This is a genomic window from Bacillus cereus, assembly GCF_002564555.1.
Classification (GTDB): domain Bacteria; phylum Bacillota; class Bacilli; order Bacillales; family Bacillaceae_G; genus Bacillus_A; species Bacillus_A cereus_K.
This window is the reverse complement of sequence record NZ_NUVD01000024.1, coordinates 322,030-342,563: the sequence shown is the minus strand read 5'-3', so window position 1 is coordinate 342,563 and position 20,534 is coordinate 322,030. Positions and strand designations below refer to the sequence as shown.

Genomic DNA, 20,534 nt, shown 5'->3' with positions numbered 1-20,534 from the left:
GCCCATATAATTAATCAAATTTGCGAATACTTGGAACAGATAGTGCAATTCCAATTGCTATGATCACTAGTAGAGCTAGTATTAATATCGTTATCTCTCCGCCTATCACATTTGCTAACCAGCCAACAACCACGTATCCTAACGGCAATAAAGCGAAAGAACCTAACATATCGAGGCTTGCTACTCTTCCAAATGCTTCTTCCGGCACGAGCTCTTGTAAACTCGTTTCCCAAATAAGACCAAATATCATGATACCGAATCCTTCAATTGCCATTAAAACTATTAGAGCAGGTGCCCAAGAAACGAAAGGCATAACTAAAAGTGCCAGCCCACTTATTAAAACACCTCCATAAGCAAGTAATCCCCTCTTCTGCCACTTCTGCTTCCCGCCAAATATTAGTGCAGCAATTACAGCACCAGCACCAGAAGATGCCATGCCCAGACCATACACGTAAGCTTCAAAATGATGATGCACATTAAACAACCATGGAATTAATACGACGATAATACCTGCATAACAAATGTTAACGAAAGAAAAGACTAGAATTGTAATCCACAGCCATGGATGACTTTTTAGAACGAAAACGCCCTCCATAAAATCTTTTTTATAATCGATCTTATTCCTTTCAATCGATTTTACTTTTTGAAACTTAATTTCTTTTAAAAATAATAAACATACAAATGATAATAAGTACGTTACTGCATCCAGTCCAAATCCTATTCCCGCAGATGTAACTGAAATGATTAATCCACCAAGTGCTGGTCCAATTAACCGTATGCCTTGATTACTCATTTGTGTGAGTGCGTTAGCTGCATTACGAATTTCAGGTACGAATACTTTCGCCCTCACAGCAGAATATGCTGGCTGAAATATTCCTTCCATAAGTCCGTATAATGCAACGAGGACATATAAAAGTGTAATCGTTAACAAGTCCATAAATATAAGCGATGCAAGTAATAGCATTAATATACAGCGGATTATATCTGTAAATAACATTAATTTTACTCGGTCAATTCGATCTACAACTAACCCTGCAAACGGTAAAGCAAGAATATTTGGTAGCATGTACATTGCCATAGTCATTCCCATTACGACTGTTGAACCAGTTAATGAGTAAACAACGACTGGCAAAATAACCATTGTTATAGAACTCCCTAAAGTTGAAAGTAATTGTCCTATCCACAAAAACTTAAAATGCCTTGATACTTTAACTGGCAACAGTAATTTACCAACATATCCCAAATCTTTTTCTGTTTGTATTTCCCCTTGCATTTTTCTCTCCTCTTTTCCGATACTCCTAATATCCTATTAATAATACAGAAAATTAAAACTATTATACTTTTAATTATATACAAAATGATTGATGTTATGGTAAAAATTCCAAAACAATACGTATACTTTACGCGTATCATTCAACTTAATAATATAAAACATCTCAATCAGCTATATTTCCTAGACGACATGGTGCATGACGCTTTAACAATTGCCCACACGTAAAAAAGCTTGGAATCTCTCCAAGCTTTTCTTACTTCTCCTCTATTTTCTTAATTTCATAATCAATTTCTAAAAACTTAACTCCGAATATCCACATTTTATGGTGAGCAGTTAGCATTTGACCATTTCCCTCTTTAATAATAAACGTCTCTGCTAACGGTAAACGTATTGTAAAGAAACGAGTATGTAAATAAATCCCCTCATCTCCCTTACTATTTCCTCTCAACTTACTAGTAATGATTAAATCATTGCTATCATTACATACTTTCAAAATACCTGTCATATTCGAATAAGGTAAAGGCAATGCGATATTCATATATGTCTCGTTCTTATGCGTATGCTTTGAATACAGAGCTAAAAAAATAGACTTTCCTGCTTCATTTTTTCTTAGCCAAGCTCTTACGTTTTCTCTTCCGTCTTTCTCATCAATTACACCAATGATAGAGCCGTACATTGTTTCCCACTTATCGCCCATTCCTAAATGTATTTGTCCAACTCGTTTACTCATTTTCTTATAACAAAGTGCAAATGGACGGAACCAACGAGCCCATTTAATATTCGATTGTAGCTCATACGCTGCTGTATTTTCGTAAAAACGAATAATACTTATAGAAATCTTCGTCACGTCAAATGCTTCACTATGAAAATCATTCATTGTATCTACTAAACCGTTGTATCCCTTACTATCTACTAAATTTCCACTCTGTAAAAATGTCTCACCAATTCTCACGTTTCCTCTTAATTGACTCATCGGTTTCCCATAGTACTTATAATTTGGAGCACTCTTTTCAATCATCCAACCTACAAATGCTGGTAATGCTACTCCAATACCATTTACCACACCATGAATCCAAACCATTTGAGCAATTGTAATCGTCAGTACTTGTTTCAAATTTCCGTATGAATATATGAGTGAGAACATAATTGTTACCATAAGCGTACTAGACGAAATAATTAAGAGAACCTTTGCACTAATAGCACTAAATTTTGTTCGCCAAACATAAATACCATATCCATAAATCGCACATAAATATATGAGTACTGCAAAAAATTCAAATATCCTCGAATATGTAATTCCTATCGCAACTGTCATTGGAGATATAACAATGATAAGTGTAATAGCATCATATACTTTACTTCTCTTTTCTCTCTTCCTCCCAATTAAACCCGCTGATAACGGCAATAGAAATGCCGAATAATGAAAGTGTGCAGCTGTAAGTAAAACAATGTCAGAACTAAAATGCATAATCGAAATCTTTGCTACTGAAGCAAAAAACCAGAAACCACCTAAAAACAAATAAATAAAGGCACTATCGATAGCTGTCTCTTCTAATGGCCTCCATCCTCTTTCTAGTAGTCTACTTACACCAAATAACGCAACAATTCCTGTATATATAAACCAAATTAACGAAAAGAAATAGTGATTTGTTACGAAAGCTAACATTGCACTAATTGCTGCTATTGGGTATAAAAACGCTATAAATTTATAACATAATAAATACGATCCATCTCTTGTTCTTTTATCAATAATACAAAAAGCCATCGGTACAAATAATAAAACAGATAATAATATAATTGCTTCAACAGGATTTACATCGGGCCACTCACATATTAGAAAAACAATATAACAAGCCAGCCCAAATACTATATTTTTCATATCGTTTATTCCCTTTCCACAAATGTTCCTTTATATGAAAATAATGAACCAATTAACGGATTTCGTACTTGTACATGAATTCGAAAACATTGTAGTGTTTCATCATAACTTTCAACAATTTTTGCTTCCCCATATAAAAATTTCGGTAACGGAATTTTTCTTCCAAACATAAAAAGCCATTGTTTCTTTGAAGAAATATGCATTGCTCCCAACTCATCAATATGAAAATTCAATGTAGAAACGAGGATATGTGGTTCACCAAAATAATCTACAATTTCATTTGCTTTTTCATCCAACTGCATAACAGCGTTAAAATATCTTTTTTTATTATGAAAATAAAACGTACGATTCCACCGTACAATTTCTTTTCCATGTTTATCTCGTCCAGCAGTATTATGTATCACAAAAGGCACCTTTTTTCCCCGTTCTGAGAAAAACATACGAAACCGCGATGCAATCTTCAAAATCAATTTAACGAAAAAAGAACCTCCATAAATTTCATCCATCTTCCCTTCTCCGATGAAGCTGTTTTCTTCTGTAATCTCATAGCGTTTCTGTAATTTTGGATGAAGTTTTTTATAAGAATCCCCTAATAGCCTTTCATAAATATTAACCATACATTTATCCCTTTCTCTTCCTCTTGCAATTTTTTGCACTTGGCAAATCGAAGCTATTCATATAGCCGACAATTGATAATCCGATTAGAAGCAGATTTAATGTAATTGGATTAAACGGCTCTGTAAAACTTGCGATATTCGTAAGTCCTGCCGCTAAGGTTAAGACTAGTAACAACATAATATGCAGTAAAAATAATTTTCGTTTTGGAAGCGGCAATATCCATATAACACCAAAAAACACTTCTAACAATCCAATTATTTTGAGAGCAAGCATACTATTTTCAGTTGAACCAATAATCATCGAAAGCATTTTCACTTCTTCTGGATGGGCAGAGATTATTTTCGGTACACCCCCTTGATATAGCCATACAAAAGCGAACAAAAAACAAACGAGCCAATACGTTATTGTTTTTCTAATTAATAAACGAGGATGAAACCCTTTTTCCAACCATAATTTAAGGGCATCAAAACTCCAAGCAGTCGCCCAGCCTAATAACGGACGAAACATATATGAATCTATCACATTTCCTATACGACCAAATCTTGTTTCATAGTCATATTGTGTTTCAAAATGAATGTATTCTTTATTCGGTGTATATTTCCAATACCCACGCCCAATTTGAATAAGTGATAATGGATTGTCTGTCCAAAATTTTAAAGATGAAATCCGTTCTCCAGTTTCTTTTCTAATTTCACCTATTGATTCCCCTTCTCCAGCTATTTCAAGTCCAAATCCAATCTTTGTTTTATATAAAAACCTCTGTGGTTCTCCTTCTTTTTTCTCTAAATACGAAATTTCAGTAAAGCGAGCATCCCACTCTGTATGTATATCTGGTTCTTGCGTATATTCCCATAATTTCTCCATTGTTGTGTTCATTTCTGTCGCAACATAAATAGACTGTTTTCTTTTCATCCCCCCACCTCCTATACACTATATTTTTAATGTACATGCTGCGAATTTATTTTGCTATTCTTTTCACAAGCTTCTTTAATGAAAAGAAAGAATTTTTAAAAACATACACAAAACACTTGATTCCCTGAAAAATTTAAATTATTATAAAACAAATGTTACCAACAACTTCATAAATCAAACACTCTCGCCTAAAACGTGAGATAGAGGTTGCAATACTTATGAGTATTCTAATGGAGACACAGAGATGTCTATGAAATTGGATGAAAGGTAGTATTGCCGAAATTGATAAATTTCTCTGCATTTATCGATTGGGGCTGTTTTCGAATAGAAACAGAACTGTCATATGTACAGACGTGTACGTATGAAGAGCTATCTACAAAAAAGAGATATCATTTTTATGATCTTCCTTTTTTGGCGGTTTTTTTATTAGCTCCGTTTTCTGTTTCCCTTTTCCTGTAACAGCACCATCCTCACTTATTTGAGATGGTGTTTTTTGTTTTTCTCTCTGGTAACTACAGGAATATTGGGATTTGTATATGTCCTAACCTATTCTTAAAAATGGACGAAAGAAGGAATTCGTAATGGAAACGATTGTACAAAAATTTGGCGGTACTTCTGTCGGAAGCGTCGAACGCATTCAACATGTAGCAAATTTAATTATTGAAGAATATGAACGAGGTCATAGCATTGTCTCTGTCGTTTCAGCAATGGGAAAAAGTACAGACGATCTTGTAGCACTTGCTAACGCTATTACAGAAAATCCAAGTAAACGTGAAATGGATATGCTTCTATCTACAGGAGAGCAAGTGACTATTGCATTATTAACAATGGCACTACAAACAAAAGGCTATAACGCCATTTCATTAACAGGCTGGCAAGCTGGTATTACAACAGAATCTGTACCTAGTAGTGCACGGATTACTGACATTAACACAGATCGTATCCAGTCTTATCTTACTGAAGGAACAATTGTTATCGTAGCTGGCTTCCAAGGAGTAAGTGAAGAAAATGAAATCACAACACTTGGACGAGGTGGTTCTGATACAACTGCTGTCGCATTAGCCGCTGCACTTAAAGCGAAAAAATGTGATATTTATACAGATGTGACCGGCGTATATACGACAGACCCACGAGTTGTACAAGATGCTTATAAATTAGATGAAATTTCTTATGACGAAATGTTAGAACTAGCCAACCTTGGTGCTGGCGTATTACATCCACGTGCTGTTGAATTTGCTAAAAATCATAATGTAGTTTTAGAAGTTCGCTCAAGTATGGAACAAGAAAACGGAACAATTGTAAAAGGAGAATGTAACATGGAACAACAATCAATCGTTAAAGGTATTGCATTTGAGGATAATATTACACGTGTCACAATTAAAGGATTGGAACAAGGCTCACTTTCAACAGTTTTCTCTACATTAGCAGCGGCACACATTAATGTAGATATTATCATTCAAAGTATTACAAATGAAGGAACTGTTCATCTCTCCTTCTCCATTCACTCTAATGATTTAAGAGAAACTTTAGAAGTGTTGGAACAAAATCAAGAAACTCTTCACTATGAGTCAGTAGAACATGAAAATCATTTAGCAAAAGTATCAATTGTAGGATCTGGTATGGTATCTAACCCAGGTGTCGCTGCAAATATGTTCACTACTTTAAAAGAAGAAGATATTCATATTAAAATGGTAAGTACCTCAGAAATTAAAGTATCTGTCGTTATTGACCGCCTTCATTTAGTTACAGGTGTTGAGGCGCTGCATCAATCATTTATGGCGAAAATTGAGCCTTTAGTGCAAATGAGTTAAGTAAAACTTAAAACAAATTATATGAATCTATTTCCTTCCTATATAAATAAAAATAGGATAGGAATGTTTTGCGAGAAAGTAAAAATTGTTCTATCGAATAACAACTCCAGTATCAAATTCTTGAAACTACTTGGACATGATAACATTCACGAAGTCAACTACCCCCACTGAGATAAAACGTTTCAGTGGGGGCTTGAGTTTGAATGCTAGGTCTTTTCGTCTATCACTAGACTGTTTGACGCTCTAGCATTCATGCCACCTTATGGTAACACCCCAAGTATGTTTTTGGTTGGTACTGGCAACGAACGTTCGTTTCCCCACTTGCACCACCCTTTCGAAAAAGAGCAATTCTTCCTTGCAGAAGAAGCCACCACTCAGATGAATCCGGCGTGTGCTACAAGCCCCGACAAGTCGAGTACACATGGATGGTTGACGCACCCACTAAGCTATGCGCGAAGCAACAGCCTTACGTTTTTGTACTTCTAATAGAATCGGCGTTTTCACTTTGAGGTTGTCATCCCATTCTACAACTTTTGATTTTTTCAATGTATTCAGCGCACCGTTAATATCAGCGTGGATACATGTTCCTGCTTTACTTTGGTACAGACCGCGCGTGATTCGTTTACCACTAAAGCGATAATGAGTTCTATCATCCTTAGACCAAACAGGAACCCTGTCTTTATCAAGAAAACTAGCTTTTGAAGTATAGCTTTCTTCTTGTTTTAAAAATCGTATACCTTCTTTTACACATTTATTCTCAATCGCTGCCATCAGTTTATGAAATGGGATTTGAACAAATGTTTGATTATTCTTTTTTCCCATATCAGATTTTTGTTTCCAACCAGCGTTATACCCTACGACAATTGTATCTACGTTACATGCTTTCACTTTTTTGAACAACAAGCCTACCGCTTGTGAAATGTAACCATTTATTTGTCGTTCCCGTTTATGCCAAAGTGCAGCCATTTGATTCGTTACAATACGTTTTGAAATTCCATTGTCCATATTTTTCTGTTGCAGATTACGTATCGTTTTGTTGAAGTACTGGTTAATGGATTTCAGTTTTTTTCCATCAATTAAAAATGCATCACCTGTATTTGTCACACAACTTACTAATCTATCTACACCTAAATCGCAACTCAAAGCGTTACTCGTAGTCGTAGATGGTTTCTTCATTTGAGACACGTGCATCTCATATGTATAATGCACCTCAAAGAACCGACCTTTTTGCTTCGGTACAATCTCAATGTAGGAGATTTTTTTATTTCTCAAGTTTTTAGGCATACGTATTTTAATGGAACCGAATTTTTTTCTGAATGCAACACTCATCGGAATGATCCAATACCCGCTATCATCCACTTTTGGAACTTGATAGATTTCAATGATTCGTTTGTCAGTTGAACGAGAGTAATTCGGAAACTTTGGGCGACCTGTGAAGGTTTCAGGTTTTTTCTTCCACCGTTCCAACGCTTTGAAAAAGCTCTTCACTTCTGTAAATAAGGCTCTACGAATCGCTTGAACAGAATTTGATTGCATACCCCAGTAGTTCATATCAGCCTGCATGGCATTGTCCACTTCTTTTACAGTAGCCATTTTATTATGGATCAAATAACTTTGTTTAATGGTGTACAATCCAACATTTCGTAACGCTTTTGAACTATGCGACATGCGCTGAAGTAAACGAAATTCTTTAGCTGTGAGGCAAGCTCGTCCGATATTCTGTTTCTGCGTGAATCGTTGCATGGTTTCTCTTTTCTTTTGTTTGCGTAATACTTTCACTGCTTTCTTTCTAGCCATTGTTTTCACCACCTTTCTCAGAGAGTTCATTACAATTATTTCTTTCCTAAGATCGTGTTTTTTTCTTAGGAAAGAAATAATTTTGTAACTGTTAATTACTTTTGACAAATCAATATTTAGAACGGAACAAAATGTGAACATGGTCTTCATCGTAATTCTTTTTGGTTCAAGTAGCCAAATGATTATGATTATCATTATCTAATTTCGTTGTCCTACGATATATTCCCTCCTTATCTAGGGCAGATTATATCGTAAGACAAAAGAAACAAAATTGTTTCGTCTACCTGTTGACGGCAATTCATCTCCACCTGAATTGTTGGGCTTCACCCGTAACACAAATCAGATGGAGTCTTCTTGCCGAAAAGGATAAAGTTCATGCGTATCTCAATAGTAGAAGATTTTCGAAGTGTTGTTCGTTAACAAGATGTTATATACTATACCTGAAACCACCTTGTCACATTTTTCTACACTGTGACAAGGTGGTTTTTGTTTAGAAGAGATTTTAGTATAATTATGAGGATCATTAGATAATAAATTTATACATATAAGGAGATACAGACTATGGCAAACAACAGATTACTTAGAATGGACAATGTTAGCATCGTTGTAGAATCCCTTGATAACGCAATCTCTTTCTTCGAGGAGATTGGGTTAAAACTCGAAGGGCGCGCCACTGTCGAAGGTGAATGGGCTGGTCGCGTAACAGGACTCGGTTCTCAGTGCGTGGAGATTGCTATGATGGTTACGCCAGATGGCCACAGCCGAATTGAACTTTCGCGATTTCTTACCCCGCCCGCTATAGCAGATCATCGAACAGCTCCTGTAAACGCCCTCGGATATCTGCGCGTCATGTTCACCGTTGAAGACATTGACGAAATGGTATCTAGGCTTACTACTAAGCATAGTGCTCAGCTCGTTGGCGAAGTAGTTCAATACGAGAACTCATACCGTCTCTGCTACATTCGCGGAACCGAAGGAATTTTAATCGGTTTAGCGGAAGAACTTGATAACAAGTAAGTGATATTTTTTTAAAAATTGTTGGCTATGCCAAGCAGAAATTCATTATAAATGAAACCTCTATATTTTTAACCACGTCCTAATTTTAGAACGTGGTTATGCTTGTTTGAGCTTTTAAAAATGTATTTTCATTTTACACATAGATTTCAATACTCTATCCAAACAGTTCTTTAACATATCACTAATATCAAAAATCAATATAAACCAATTTAATTATTCACTTTACCCTTTCCTAGGAAATATAACGGACTCTTCTCACTTCTTATCACATATATCCTTGCAATCTTTTCCTTCTAATCCGCCCTTGAATTCCCTCATAATAATGAATTCAGTTATTAGTAAAACTCACTTTTACAAAGTAAAAAAGAGAGTAACTCTATTCCTGAGCTACTCTCCCTCATAATTCTATTAAAACAGATGAATGTTTTCTTTCTTACAAGCTTCACGTAAATCGTCAGGCCATACAGAAGATTGAACTTCACCAATATGTGCTTTACGTAAGAAGTACATGCACATTCTTGATTGTCCGATACCACCGCCAATTGTTAATGGTAGTACATCTTCTAATATACCTTTATGGAAATCATACTCACGTTTGAAGTCATCACCAGTTTTCGTTAACTGCTCATCAAGTGATTTACTATCAACACGAATTCCCATTGATGATAATTCGAACGAGGCTTGTAGTACTGGGTGCCAGAATAGAATGTCACCGTTTAATTTCCAGTCATCATAGTCAGCTGCGCGTCCGTCATGCTTTTCACCTGAACGAAGTGCATCACCAATTCCGATAATGAAGACTGCACCGTGTTCTTTCGCAATTGCATGCTCACGATCTTTCGGTGTTAATTCTGGATATTTATCTTCTAGTTCTTGGGAAGTAATGAAAACAATTTCTTCTGGTAAATACTTTCCAAGGAACGGATATTTTTCAAACAAGTGACCTTCTAAATCTTTGAATATTCCATAAATTGTTTGTACTGTTTTTTGCAAGTAATCTACAGTACGCCATTCTTTTTGAACGATTTTTTCCCAATCCCATTGGTCAACGTAAATAGAATGCGTTGCATCAAGTTCTTCATCACGACGAATCGCGTTCATGTTCGTATATAAACCTTCACCAGCTTCATATCCGTATTCATGTAATGCGAATCTTTTCCACTTCGCTAGTGAGTGAACAATTTCTAATTCTTCTCCTGAATGTAACATATCAAATTCAATCGGACGTTCTACACCGTTTAAGTGATCGTTTAATCCTGATTTTTTCGTTACGAATAATGGTGCAGATACGCGGAATAGTTCAAGGCGTTTTGCTAATTGATCCTCGAAAAATGTTTTAACTTCCTTAATTGCGATTTGCGTCTCTCTTACTGTCATTAATGATTGATACATGGTGGTTTCCTCCTAAAATGTTTGGATGTTGTGAAAAGAAGCCAACAAAAAAAGCCCTTCTTCCCCAAAAAACTGGGACGAAAGGCTTTGGTTCCGCGGTACCACCCAAATTAGCAACAGAGGTTGCTCACTTATACAGTACGGAGATGAAATATCTCGATACTGCTCTTCTTGTAACGGCGAAGTTCCCGGCTAAGTCTACTTTCCTATAAAGGATTTCGGTTAGCAACTCCAGGAGGTTCTTCATAATAGGCTTCGTATCAGGCTCACACCACCCCTGACTCGCTTAGACTACATCCTACTACTACTCGTCCTTTCATAGTCGTTTTGTTGTCACATCTCTGAAACATTTTATTAATGATTATTCTATACAAAAACACGAGAAAGTCAACAAAAAATTTAAAAATATTTTTCAATTCTTTATTTTATAGCTTTATTGATTGTTCCTAATATAATATTTTTATTTTCTTTGTCTCTTCAATCCAAAAAATGTTTCACTAATGGAAACTAACATATATACAACCACTAATGTGATCGTTCGAAAAATTGAATCCGCAGTATTTCGTATTATTTTCATTTTCTTTGTAATTCCTTTCAGTTTACTTGCAAATTCATGATATACTATAGCATTCAAGCAGTTTGTTTTTCCTTAAAGCAAACATAGTCATTTATCAAGAGTATTTTCTAAATTATTGACTATTATCAAATCAGATTTTTTATATAATGGAGTGATCATATGAGTAAAACGAAAGCAAAACCGAAAAAAGGTGTAGGACAAGGTACAGGAAGTAAAGGATGGAATCGTTGGCAATCAAGTGCAAAGAAAAAGGCAGCTGCAAAACCATACAAAAGTAAAGGTGCAAAGAAGTAATTTAAATAGCATTTGATTTCTTTACTTTGTACAAAACAAAATATAATTATTACAACAAAAAGCTATGCTCTCATAAATTTGAAAGCATAGCTTTTTCATATTAAATCATTAGAATATCTCGTATTTCTTCTTCCGTAATAGAAGATAATTTCTCTTCTCCCGGCTCAATCACTTCAGCAATTAAATTTTTCTTACTCTCTTGCAATTCATGCATCTTTTCTTCAATTGTTCCGTGAGCTACTAACTTAATAACTTGCACTGTATTTTTTTGCCCCATTCGATATGCTCTATCTGCTGCTTGTTGCTCAACTGCTGGATTCCACCATAAATCATATAATATTACCGTATCTGCACCCATCAAGTTAAGGCCCGTACCGCCAGCTTTTAAAGATATAAGGAATAGATCCCCTTCTCCTTCATTAAATCGATCGCATAGCTCTACACGCTCCTGCGAAGGTGTACTCCCATCTAAATAAAAGTATGGAATTGCTTGACGATTTAACTCACGACCAATAATGGAAAGCATCTTCGTAAATTGAGAAAAGATAAGAATTCTCTTCCCTGTGCTTCTACATTCCTCTAAAATCTCTAACAGTTGTTCAAATTTAGCTGAACTACCCTTATAATCATCAACAAACAAAGCAGGGTGACAACAAATTTGGCGTAATCTTGTTAATCCCGCTAAAACTCTAATTTTATTTTTGCGTAACGTATCTTTGTCTAAATGTTTTAACGTTTCTTCCCTTAATTTCGCTAAATACGCAGCATACAATCTCTTTTGATCTGGTAACAACTCCGATGATTGTAGATGCTCTATTTTATCTGGCAACTCATTTAATACGTCACCTTTTAACCTTCTTAATACAAATGGTTTGATCCGCTTCGCAATATCTTCACGCCTTAGATCACCGAACTCTTTTCTTCCTGGTAATAATTCTGGGAAGACGACATGGAAGATAGACCATAGCTCTTCTAATGAATTTTCTACAGGTGTTCCCGTTAATCCAAAACGATATTCAGCCTGAATATTTTTTACCGCTCTCGCAGTTTGCGTTGTAGGGTTTTTAAAAGCCTGTGCTTCATCAAGAAACAGTGTATGAAAAGGTCTTGCATACAATCTTATATCTCTTCTCAGTAATGGATATGACGTAATCACAACATCAAATCCCGCTATATCTTTTAAAATTTTTCGGCGCTCTGCTTGATTCCCATCTGCAATAACTGCTCGAATATGCGGAGCAAATTTTTTCAATTCACTAAGCCAGTTATAAACAAGTGATGACGGTGAAACGACTAATATGGGCATTTTCTTATCTCGAACTTCCGGCAAGACAGAATCTATAAAGGCAATACTTTGCAGCGTTTTCCCAAGCCCCATATCGTCTGCCAAAATACCCCCAAAACGGTAATGGGCAAGTGTTTTCAGCCACTCGAATCCATACACTTGATACTCTCTCATTACAGCATGTAAAGTTTGCGGCACTGTAAACTTTAATTTTTTCGGGTTTTGAATGCTTTCAACTAAATCTTGAACAGACTCATCTAAACTTAAAACATTAGCTTCGTGAAGTCCGTTCATCCATTTCACACTCCGAATAAGCGGAACATTCACTTCTTCCCCATGTAAAAATTCTTTTCGAATACCTGATTCTTTTACAAACTGATTAATTTCATTAAACTCTTTACTCTCCAGTGATAATAACGAACCGTTCGCTAATCGGTAATATTTACGTTTCTCTTCAAGAGCGACTAATACACCTTTAATTTCCGCTTCCGGTATTCCTTTTATATCAAAACGGAATGATAACCAATCAATTCTTTCTTTTCTTCTCACTCTAATAAGAGGAGCTGTATCTCCTTTATGAATCCGTAATTTGATTGCTGTTGTCGCATAAATATCAACTAAGCCTTTTAACGTTGGAATGACGTGATATAAAAAATTGTACTCAGCTTCTTCATTATGCATAAAGTAACCGCCTTCTGTTTTTGCAAAGGCACTTTCACTCATAATGTCTAAAATTTCTTTTTCCTTTTTCTCATCACGATTAAAAACAGACGGCTGTCCGTCTTCTTCTAGCGGATTAATAACGACGTTTCCATAGTGGAATTCGATACCCGCTAACAAGCGATTTTTCACTCGGTCTAAATATAATTTCGCTTTTAGTACGGGTGTTTCAACACGATCTGATACTATCTCATCTATTTTCACAGTTCCTAGCTTCATTAAACCTGGTACAACTTTCGCTACAAAGTGTTCCATCTTATCCGCTGGAATGTATAATTGGTTACTGCTGGAGCGATTCATCATTTTTTGCAATTCAATGAGCCGCTTACAATCCTCCGCGTTCAACTGATACAGTTTCCCTCCAAATAGAGCATAACTATACGTATCCATTACTTCTACTTGTTGCAAGCCATCAATATAAAGTGTAAACCCACCGTTATTTCCTTTATTAAACTCAAAATGTAAAGGAAGTAGCCCTTTGGAAATATGTAAACTATGAAAAGTTTGTCCATCTTGATCAAGTCTCACACACTCAACTTTAGACAGTAAAGAAAGCATGTCTGTCCAAGAAGCTGGCGGTATTAAAATCATACTATCATCTTGTTTTGCATGTACTTCCAGTGTATCCTCATACATTTTTTCGTTATGATACATTTTAATAAGTTGTTGAATAATCGCATCCGTTTCTTGCCTAAAACTATGTACATCTGGTGTATATGTAAATTCATTCGTACAATTAAAAGACTCCCTTTTCTCCACTTTGGACAGAAATTCTCTAATATTATTTACGGAATACGTTTTGGCAAGTTTCAACTGAATACCTAGCAGTGCCCCACCATGTTTTGAAGCTACTGGCGTACAAATAAACTCAACCGCAAGTATTTCACGTGTATCAAAACGATGTTGTTTACTTTTTGGCCTCAGTGGTTTGTCTGCAAACAACTGAAACATCCCACTTGTTAATTGGTCATTTCCGCTCATGTTTCCGCTACTAACGGGGAGCATTCCACCCGTTTGCTGATTATAATTTATTTGTATCAAAACTGCTGCAACATGTTGACAGTACGTTTGAAAAGACGCTAATGAAGGACAACTGCATTTCGCAACAACATCACCTTTTTTAGCCTTTTCTACTGTAACATGAAAATCTTCGTTTCCTTTTACCGTCGCCTCACAAATTTCTTTATTTTCATCATAATGATTCACTATGACTTTATTTGCTTTATAATAAGCTTCGCCTCTTTTATATGAGGTTTCTCCGCATACTTCTTTAATAATTGATTTATTTAATGTAAAACTCATTGCTTTGACACTTCCTTAATGTAAAACCATTTTCTCTTACTTAACATTTTACATGCTCTACAAGAAAATTTAAAATGTGAATTTAATAAAAAAAAGATGCTTACTTATAAGCACCTTTTCACTCTACCTCCATCAACCGCTTCGCCTCAAAATACAACACTTGAATAAATTTCTTCGTATTAATTCGTATATGCCCAGAAGCTGCCACTTCATCCTTCGTCATTTCTGTCATCCGTTTTCTAACTACCGTGAAATCAAAAAATTTCGGAGCATAGCTTTCAAATTTAGGATTTGAAAAGTCTGTTAATCCTAAAGAGGCTAAATGATTTAACGACTGATAAATCGCTCTGCGCACTCTTTGTTCAGATGCTTTTTTTTCTTTATCAATATCCGTATCTAAAGCTACATCTCCTAATTTTCTTATCGTAATATGATGAAAAATTTCTTTTAACGCTGGAAATCCAAATTCAAAGGTCTCCGCTTTTTCTTGTCCATTTAAATATTCCAGCATACTAAGTAAATCTTTACTTCCATTCTCCCCTGCAATCCCGAGCTCTGATAGTAAGAAACGTCCTGAATCTGCTATCTTTTTTGCTTCTTGCACTGGTTCACTACGCATTTGCGGCTGCTCCCACTGAAACACATTATTCAATGACTTTTGAATATCATATATGGAACGCTCTAAGCGAATCCGTTCCATTACTTTTCGGACAACAGATTCAACTTCAATTTTGTTTAGTGGTTTCGTAATATAATACTCCACACCAAGTGTATATGCCTCACCAATGAGCTGTTTCGATTCAACTTGGGAAATCATAATAATTTTACCAGTGAAAGAAGACGCTATATGGCGAACTGTTTCAATCCCATCTCTCATTGGCATTAGTAAATCAATAAATAAAATGTCCACTTTCTTATAATTTAACTGTTCTGCTTCAATAAACGCTCCGTCTTCCGCTTCTCCAATTACTTCCCCAAGATCGCCATCTTCAATAATTTGCGAAAGCATCGAACGGAAAACTTCATCATCATCTATGATATAATAAAACAACTCTATTCCCCTTCCCGCTTTAAACTACACTCCGGTAAACAAACGACAAACTTACACCCTCTGCCAGTTTCTCTATCTTCTAACCTCACTTCTCCGCCAAGCTCTGTTACCATTTCGTTTATGTAAGAAAGTCCAATTCCCGTGGACGGTGTTCCTGTTTGATCATACTTTGAAGTAAAGCCGGGCTTAAATACTAATTTCTTATATTTTTGTGCAATACCGGGACCATCGTCAATTACTTCAAAGAATATATGTTCATCTCGTTTATATAACTTAATACTAATGAGACCTCTATCCTCAATTGCTTCAACTGCATTGGCAACCAAATTATTAAAGATTGATAAGACTGTATACACGTGATATGCAGCGTGCTCACCTTCTATATGTTTAGAAAAGCGTATATCTTTTTCTAACATTTCAGCATACTTCTCATTTATTCTCACAATCATTTCCGCAAGTTCATGCCCTTCTACATACTCAGCCACATTTTTATCTAATAATAGTTTAGACAATCCTGCAAAAATTCTTTGATTATCTTTTTTTATTTCATGTACTTCCCCCGCTATTTTCAATGCTGTTTTACCATTCGAATCATCAATCACTTGCAAGTTCCGATACAATTGATATGCTTCTTGTGTAATTAACTCCGCATTTTGTAACGTTTTTTTCAAATGAACAGATTCTACATATAAATTAGAAAGGTGCATTAACATATTTTCATTTTCTTTTCGCACTTGTGATTCTTTTAATTTCGTTTCATATAAGTTCATCATATTTAAAAAACCAAGTGCAAAGAAACTACGAAAAATAGCAATAATAATTAACTTATTTACTTCAGAAACCGTTATTGTTGTACCAAGTACTACCATATGATAAATCGCAAGTTCTGACATACTTGCGATAATTTCAATTGTAATTCCAAGGCATCCAATAACTATTGGCTTCTGATGAAACTTATTCACCCTACAAAGCGAAAAAAGACTTCCATAAATAAAATAATAGAAAAATACAGGATAGCGCAAATAAAATGATTCCGTCATATGAAATGAACCTTGCATGATCCAGTCAAGACATACACGGAATAAGACTACACATAGACCGACAAGAATACCTGCAGCTGCTGCTGGTACTCTTCTTAAAAATAGTAATAAAAAGAAGAATAGAGGTGTCCCAAAGCTAACACGAAACGTGTCGTTAAAAGGATGAAAATTTAGCTCTCCAGCAATCGGAACAACGATCATTAATATAATTAAAAGGGACATATCATTCTTCCATAATTGATTCCACTTCAAAGGTGCCACTTCCTATTCTTTTTTCAATAGTCAAAGTGAAAGCCCGCTTATAATTATAAACGGGCTTTATTTCTATATTCTAACCTTTTCTACCGCTTTTATTTGACGATACTCAGGCGTCCACATTGCTTCTTTCACTGCAATCTTGATATCGTTATCACTTAAGTTCTCTCTAGCAACACCTTCTGCAACTGCAACTTTCGCTACTTCAATTGCAACCAATTCTGAGATATCACGTAATTCTTCCACCTCTGGCAAGATAGGTGCTCCTAGCTTACTTGTATCTACCATACTTGCAACTGCCTCAGCAGCTGCTGCGAACATTCCGTCCGTCATGACGCTAGCACGTACAACAATCGTTCCAAGGCCTAACCCTGGGAAAATAAGCGCGTTATTTGATTGCCCGATAACGTACGTTACACCGTTATACGTAACTGGTTCAAATGGACTTCCTGTTGCAACTAACGCTCTTCCTTCTGTCCACTCGATTAAATCTGCTGGTTTTGCTTCAGCAAGTGGCGTCGGATTCGACATTGGTAAAATGATTGGTCTTTCTACGTGAGAAGCCATTTCTTTAATAATCTCTTCTTTAAACGCGCCCGCAACAGTTGATGTACCAATTAAAATTGTCGGTTTTACATGTTTTACAACATCAGCAAGTCCGATCACATCATTTTGTTTCCATTCACTTACTTCCGCTTCTTTTCTTGCATACGGAATTTGGAAATCAAGAAGATCTTCCATATTCTCTGTAATTAATCCGTTTCGATCGATACACCAGAAACGCTTATGCGATTCTTCATCTGATAAGCCGACGCGGACCATTGCATCTCTAACTTGATCTGCGATACCGATCCCAGCTGTACCAGCACCAAATACAACGACGCGGTGTTCACTTAAAGGTACGCCAGAAGCTTTTACTGCCGATAATACTGCAGCAAGTGAAACTGCACCTGTACCTTGAATATCATCATTAAACGTACATACGTCATGACGGTATTTATCCAAAATTTTTCGTGCATTTCGAGAACTAAAGTCTTCCCAATGTAAAAGTGCTTTCGGGAATTGTTTATTTACCGCTTGAACAAATGTATCAATAAATTCATCATAAGCTTCACCCGTTATACGTGGATGACGATTTCCAATATAAAATGGATTGTTTAATAGTTCCTCACGATTTGTACCTACATCTAAAATTACCGGTAACACACGGCTAGGATCGATTCCAACAGCAGCCGTATAAACAGCTAATTTTCCGATTGCGATGTTAATCCCACCAACGCCCCAGTCACCAATTCCTAATATACCTTCTCCATCTGTTACAACGACTAAATCAATATTCTCAGCTGTTGCACCGATATTTGCAAATGCTTCTTCAATGCCTGAAGGATCGTTAACTGATAAATAAACACCGCGTGGTTTACGGTATTCATGACTATATCTTTGAATTGCTACACCAACAGTAGGTGTATATACGATGGGCAACATTTCACGTAAATGATTTGTTAAAATACGATAAAATAACACTTCATTTCGATCATGTAACGCTGTTAAGTATACATTCTTTAATAAATCATCCGGCTGAGAACAAAATTGTTCATACGCTCTGCGCGCTTGTTCATCTAACGTTAAAACTGCTGGCGGTAATAACCCTTTTAAACCTAATTCTTCTCTTTCTTCTTGCGTGAAAGCTACCCCTTTATTTAAAAGTGGTGTTGATAATACTTCTACTCCTCTTAATGTTGTTTCTAATGAACCATTAGAAGCCACTGTAAACTTACTCATAACATCCCTACCTCTATTCCTATATAACATTTCTATATTGTAAACAAAAAAGAGGGGATTGTCCCCCCTCTTCTTTTAATTTTTCTTTAAAAGAGTTGCTCCTGCAATCCCTGGATGAGTCATTTCAAATGGATCTAAAATTAACTCTAAGTCTTCTTGTGATAATACACCATTTTTCACACAAAGTTCTCGAACGGATTGACCTGTTGCAATTGCTTCTTTTGCAACGCGAGCTGCTGCTTCATAACCGATATGAGGGTTCACGGCTGTAATAACTCCTACACTCTTCTCAACGTACTCTTTTAAACGATCTTCATTCGCTTCAATTCCTTTTAAGCAATTATCTGTAAAGGCACGGAAGCCGTTATTCATAATGCTGATAGATTGAAGTAAGTTGAAAACAAGTACTGGTTCCATAACGTTTAATTCTAATTGTCCCGCTTCTGAAGCAAGACAAATTGTATGGTCGTTACCAATTACTTGGAACGCGATTTGGTTAATAACTTCTGGCATAACTGGGTTTACTTTACCTGGCATAATTGATGAGCCTGGTTGACGAGCTGGTAGCATAATTTCTGCTAATCCAACACGTGGACCTGATGCCATTAGACGAAGATCATTCGCAATTTTAGACATATTCATCATACATACTTTCAGTGCTGCTGATACTTCCGTGTATGCATCCGTATTTTGCGTTGCATCTACTAAATCTTCTGCACCAACAAGTGGTAATTCACTAATTGTAGCTAAATGTTTTACAACTGCTTCAATATATTCTGGATCTGCATTTAAGCCTGTACCTACTGCAGTTGCTCCCATGTTTACTTCATATAAATGTTGACGTGATTGTTTAATACGTTTCATATCACGTTCAAGTACGCGAGAGTATGCTTTGAATTCTTGTCCAAGACGAATTGGCACAGCATCTTGTAAATGTGTACGACCCATTTTAATAACATGATCGAACTGTTCTGCTTTTAATTCAAATACATCATGCATATAACCCATCGTTTGTAATAAGCCTTCTAATGCATTTAATGTTGCAATATGAATTGCTGTTGGGAATGCATCGTTTGTTGATTGCGCCATATTTACATGACTATTTGGACTAATATAATGATAGTCTCCCTTTTCCATTCCTAATAATTCAAGAGCACGATTGGCAATGACTTCATTTGCGTTCATATTCATTGAAGTTCCTGCACCGCCTTGAATTGGATCAACGATGAAATGATCATGCCATTTCCCATCAAGGATTTCTTGTGATGCTTCTGCGATCGCACCACCCTTTTTCAATTCCAATCTTCCTACATCTGCATTAGCAAGTGCTGCTGCTTTTTTTACAATTGCGAACGCTTTAATTAAGCCTTCATGAATTTTGTATCCTGTAATTGGGAAATTCTCTACTGCACGCATTGTTTGTACGCCGTAGTACGCAAAATTTGGCACTTCTTTTTCACCTAAAAAATCTTTTTCAATTCGCACTTCATTTTTAACTTCAGTTAATGTTGCCATGACTTTTCACTCCT

General features: G+C 35.9%; 14 protein-coding genes, 1 riboswitch and 1 other annotated feature. Of the genes, 3 read left to right on the top strand and 11 right to left on the bottom strand.

Going from position 1 to position 20,534, the window contains the following annotated elements; translation table 11 throughout:
- Positions 1-10: 10 nt before the first annotated feature.
- From COI75_RS16340 to COI75_RS16325, 4 genes are all read right to left on the bottom strand, one after another.
- Positions 11-1,273, bottom strand: coding sequence for an MFS transporter (locus COI75_RS16340; RefSeq protein ID WP_001161177.1), 1,263 nt, complete (start codon positions 1,271-1,273; stop codon positions 11-13).
- Positions 1,274-1,526: 253 nt separating this feature from the next.
- Entirely contained in the window at positions 1,527-3,152 is a 1,626-nt protein-coding gene (locus tag COI75_RS16335) for a YndJ family protein (protein ID WP_098380426.1), read from the bottom strand.
- Between the two features lie 5 nt (positions 3,153-3,157).
- Entirely contained in the window at positions 3,158-3,769 is a 612-nt protein-coding gene (locus tag COI75_RS16330; protein WP_000247276.1) for a DUF4166 domain-containing protein, read from the bottom strand.
- A gap of 4 nt (positions 3,770-3,773) precedes the next feature.
- Positions 3,774-4,682 carry a DoxX-like family protein gene (locus tag COI75_RS16325; protein ID WP_000823958.1) on the bottom strand — a complete coding sequence of 303 codons (909 nt, stop codon included), beginning with the start codon at positions 4,680-4,682 and terminating at the stop codon, positions 3,774-3,776.
- 193 nt (positions 4,683-4,875) lie between these two features.
- Positions 4,876-5,062, top strand: a riboswitch (Lysine riboswitch).
- Positions 5,063-5,263: 201 nt separating this feature from the next.
- On the opposite strand from COI75_RS16325, the gene COI75_RS16315 reads away from it, so the two are divergent.
- Positions 5,264-6,493 carry an aspartate kinase gene (locus COI75_RS16315; RefSeq protein WP_000448016.1) on the top strand — a complete coding sequence of 410 codons (1,230 nt, stop codon included), beginning with the start codon at positions 5,264-5,266 and terminating at the stop codon, positions 6,491-6,493.
- A gap of 441 nt (positions 6,494-6,934) precedes the next feature.
- On the opposite strand, the gene COI75_RS16305 is transcribed toward COI75_RS16315, so the two are convergent.
- Positions 6,935-8,290 (bottom strand): RNA-guided endonuclease TnpB family protein, encoded by a 1,356-nt coding sequence (locus tag COI75_RS16305; protein ID WP_000101449.1) that lies wholly within the window; start codon positions 8,288-8,290, stop codon positions 6,935-6,937.
- Positions 8,291-8,851: 561 nt separating this feature from the next.
- Here COI75_RS16305 and COI75_RS16295 point away from each other — a divergent pair.
- Entirely contained in the window at positions 8,852-9,307 is a 456-nt protein-coding gene (locus COI75_RS16295; protein WP_000002877.1) for a VOC family protein, read from the top strand.
- Between the two features lie 408 nt (positions 9,308-9,715).
- Here the strand turns inward: COI75_RS16295 and asnA are convergent, their stop codons facing one another.
- Positions 9,716-10,699, bottom strand: a complete 984-nt coding sequence (asnA, locus tag COI75_RS16290; protein ID WP_000284915.1) for an aspartate--ammonia ligase — start codon at positions 10,697-10,699, stop codon at positions 9,716-9,718.
- A 70-nt stretch (positions 10,700-10,769) separates the two neighbouring features.
- Positions 10,770-11,028, bottom strand: a binding site (T-box leader).
- A 407-nt stretch (positions 11,029-11,435) separates the two neighbouring features.
- Between asnA and COI75_RS16275 the strand changes: the two genes are divergently transcribed.
- Complete coding sequence (locus COI75_RS16275) at positions 11,436-11,570, top strand: DUF3934 family protein (RefSeq protein WP_000047587.1); 135 nt, start codon at positions 11,436-11,438, stop codon at positions 11,568-11,570.
- A gap of 100 nt (positions 11,571-11,670) precedes the next feature.
- Here COI75_RS16275 and COI75_RS16270 read toward each other — a convergent pair whose 3' ends face one another.
- The 5 genes from COI75_RS16270 to aspA all read right to left on the bottom strand — a co-directional run bounded on the left by COI75_RS16270 (position 11,671) and on the right by aspA (position 20,520).
- On the bottom strand, positions 11,671-14,877 hold the full coding sequence (locus tag COI75_RS16270; RefSeq protein WP_000011030.1) for a DEAD/DEAH box helicase: 3,207 nt from the start codon (positions 14,875-14,877) through the stop codon (positions 11,671-11,673).
- A gap of 118 nt (positions 14,878-14,995) precedes the next feature.
- The gene (locus COI75_RS16265; protein ID WP_000500293.1) at positions 14,996-15,928 is read right to left on the bottom strand and encodes a response regulator; all 933 of its coding nucleotides are present in this window, start codon (positions 15,926-15,928) and stop codon (positions 14,996-14,998) included.
- 2 nt (positions 15,929-15,930) lie between these two features.
- Positions 15,931-17,229: a sensor histidine kinase gene (locus COI75_RS16260; RefSeq protein WP_080013231.1), complete on the bottom strand. Its 1,299-nt coding sequence runs from the start codon at positions 17,227-17,229 to the stop codon at positions 15,931-15,933.
- Between the two features lie 63 nt (positions 17,230-17,292).
- A complete protein-coding gene (malS, locus tag COI75_RS16255; protein ID WP_098448481.1) occupies positions 17,293-19,005 on the bottom strand; it encodes an oxaloacetate-decarboxylating malate dehydrogenase in 1,713 nt (570 codons plus the stop codon).
- 75 nt (positions 19,006-19,080) lie between these two features.
- The gene (gene aspA, locus COI75_RS16250; RefSeq protein ID WP_000224170.1) at positions 19,081-20,520 is read right to left on the bottom strand and encodes an aspartate ammonia-lyase; all 1,440 of its coding nucleotides are present in this window, start codon (positions 20,518-20,520) and stop codon (positions 19,081-19,083) included.
- Between the last annotated feature and the right edge of the window lie 14 nt (positions 20,521-20,534).

Bases quoted from the DNA above. Each gene is read 5' to 3' on its own strand.
- COI75_RS16340 (WP_001161177.1), bottom strand. From the start codon at position 1,273: ATGCAAGGGGAAATACAAACAGAAAAAGATTTGGGATATGTTGGTAAA.
- COI75_RS16335 (WP_098380426.1), bottom strand. From the start codon at position 3,152: ATGAAAAATATAGTATTTGGGCTGGCTTGTTATATTGTTTTTCTAATA.
- COI75_RS16330 (WP_000247276.1), bottom strand. From the start codon at position 3,769: ATGGTTAATATTTATGAAAGGCTATTAGGGGATTCTTATAAAAAACTT.
- COI75_RS16325 (WP_000823958.1), bottom strand. From the start codon at position 4,682: ATGAAAAGAAAACAGTCTATTTATGTTGCGACAGAAATGAACACAACA.
- COI75_RS16315 (WP_000448016.1), top strand. From the start codon at position 5,264: ATGGAAACGATTGTACAAAAATTTGGCGGTACTTCTGTCGGAAGCGTC.
- COI75_RS16305 (WP_000101449.1), bottom strand. From the start codon at position 8,290: ATGGCTAGAAAGAAAGCAGTGAAAGTATTACGCAAACAAAAGAAAAGA.
- COI75_RS16295 (WP_000002877.1), top strand. From the start codon at position 8,852: ATGGCAAACAACAGATTACTTAGAATGGACAATGTTAGCATCGTTGTA.
- asnA (WP_000284915.1), bottom strand. From the start codon at position 10,699: ATGTATCAATCATTAATGACAGTAAGAGAGACGCAAATCGCAATTAAG.
- COI75_RS16275 (WP_000047587.1), top strand. From the start codon at position 11,436: ATGAGTAAAACGAAAGCAAAACCGAAAAAAGGTGTAGGACAAGGTACA.
- COI75_RS16270 (WP_000011030.1), bottom strand. From the start codon at position 14,877: ATGAGTTTTACATTAAATAAATCAATTATTAAAGAAGTATGCGGAGAA.
- malS (WP_098448481.1), bottom strand. From the start codon at position 19,005: ATGAGTAAGTTTACAGTGGCTTCTAATGGTTCATTAGAAACAACATTA.
- aspA (WP_000224170.1), bottom strand. From the start codon at position 20,520: ATGGCAACATTAACTGAAGTTAAAAATGAAGTGCGAATTGAAAAAGAT.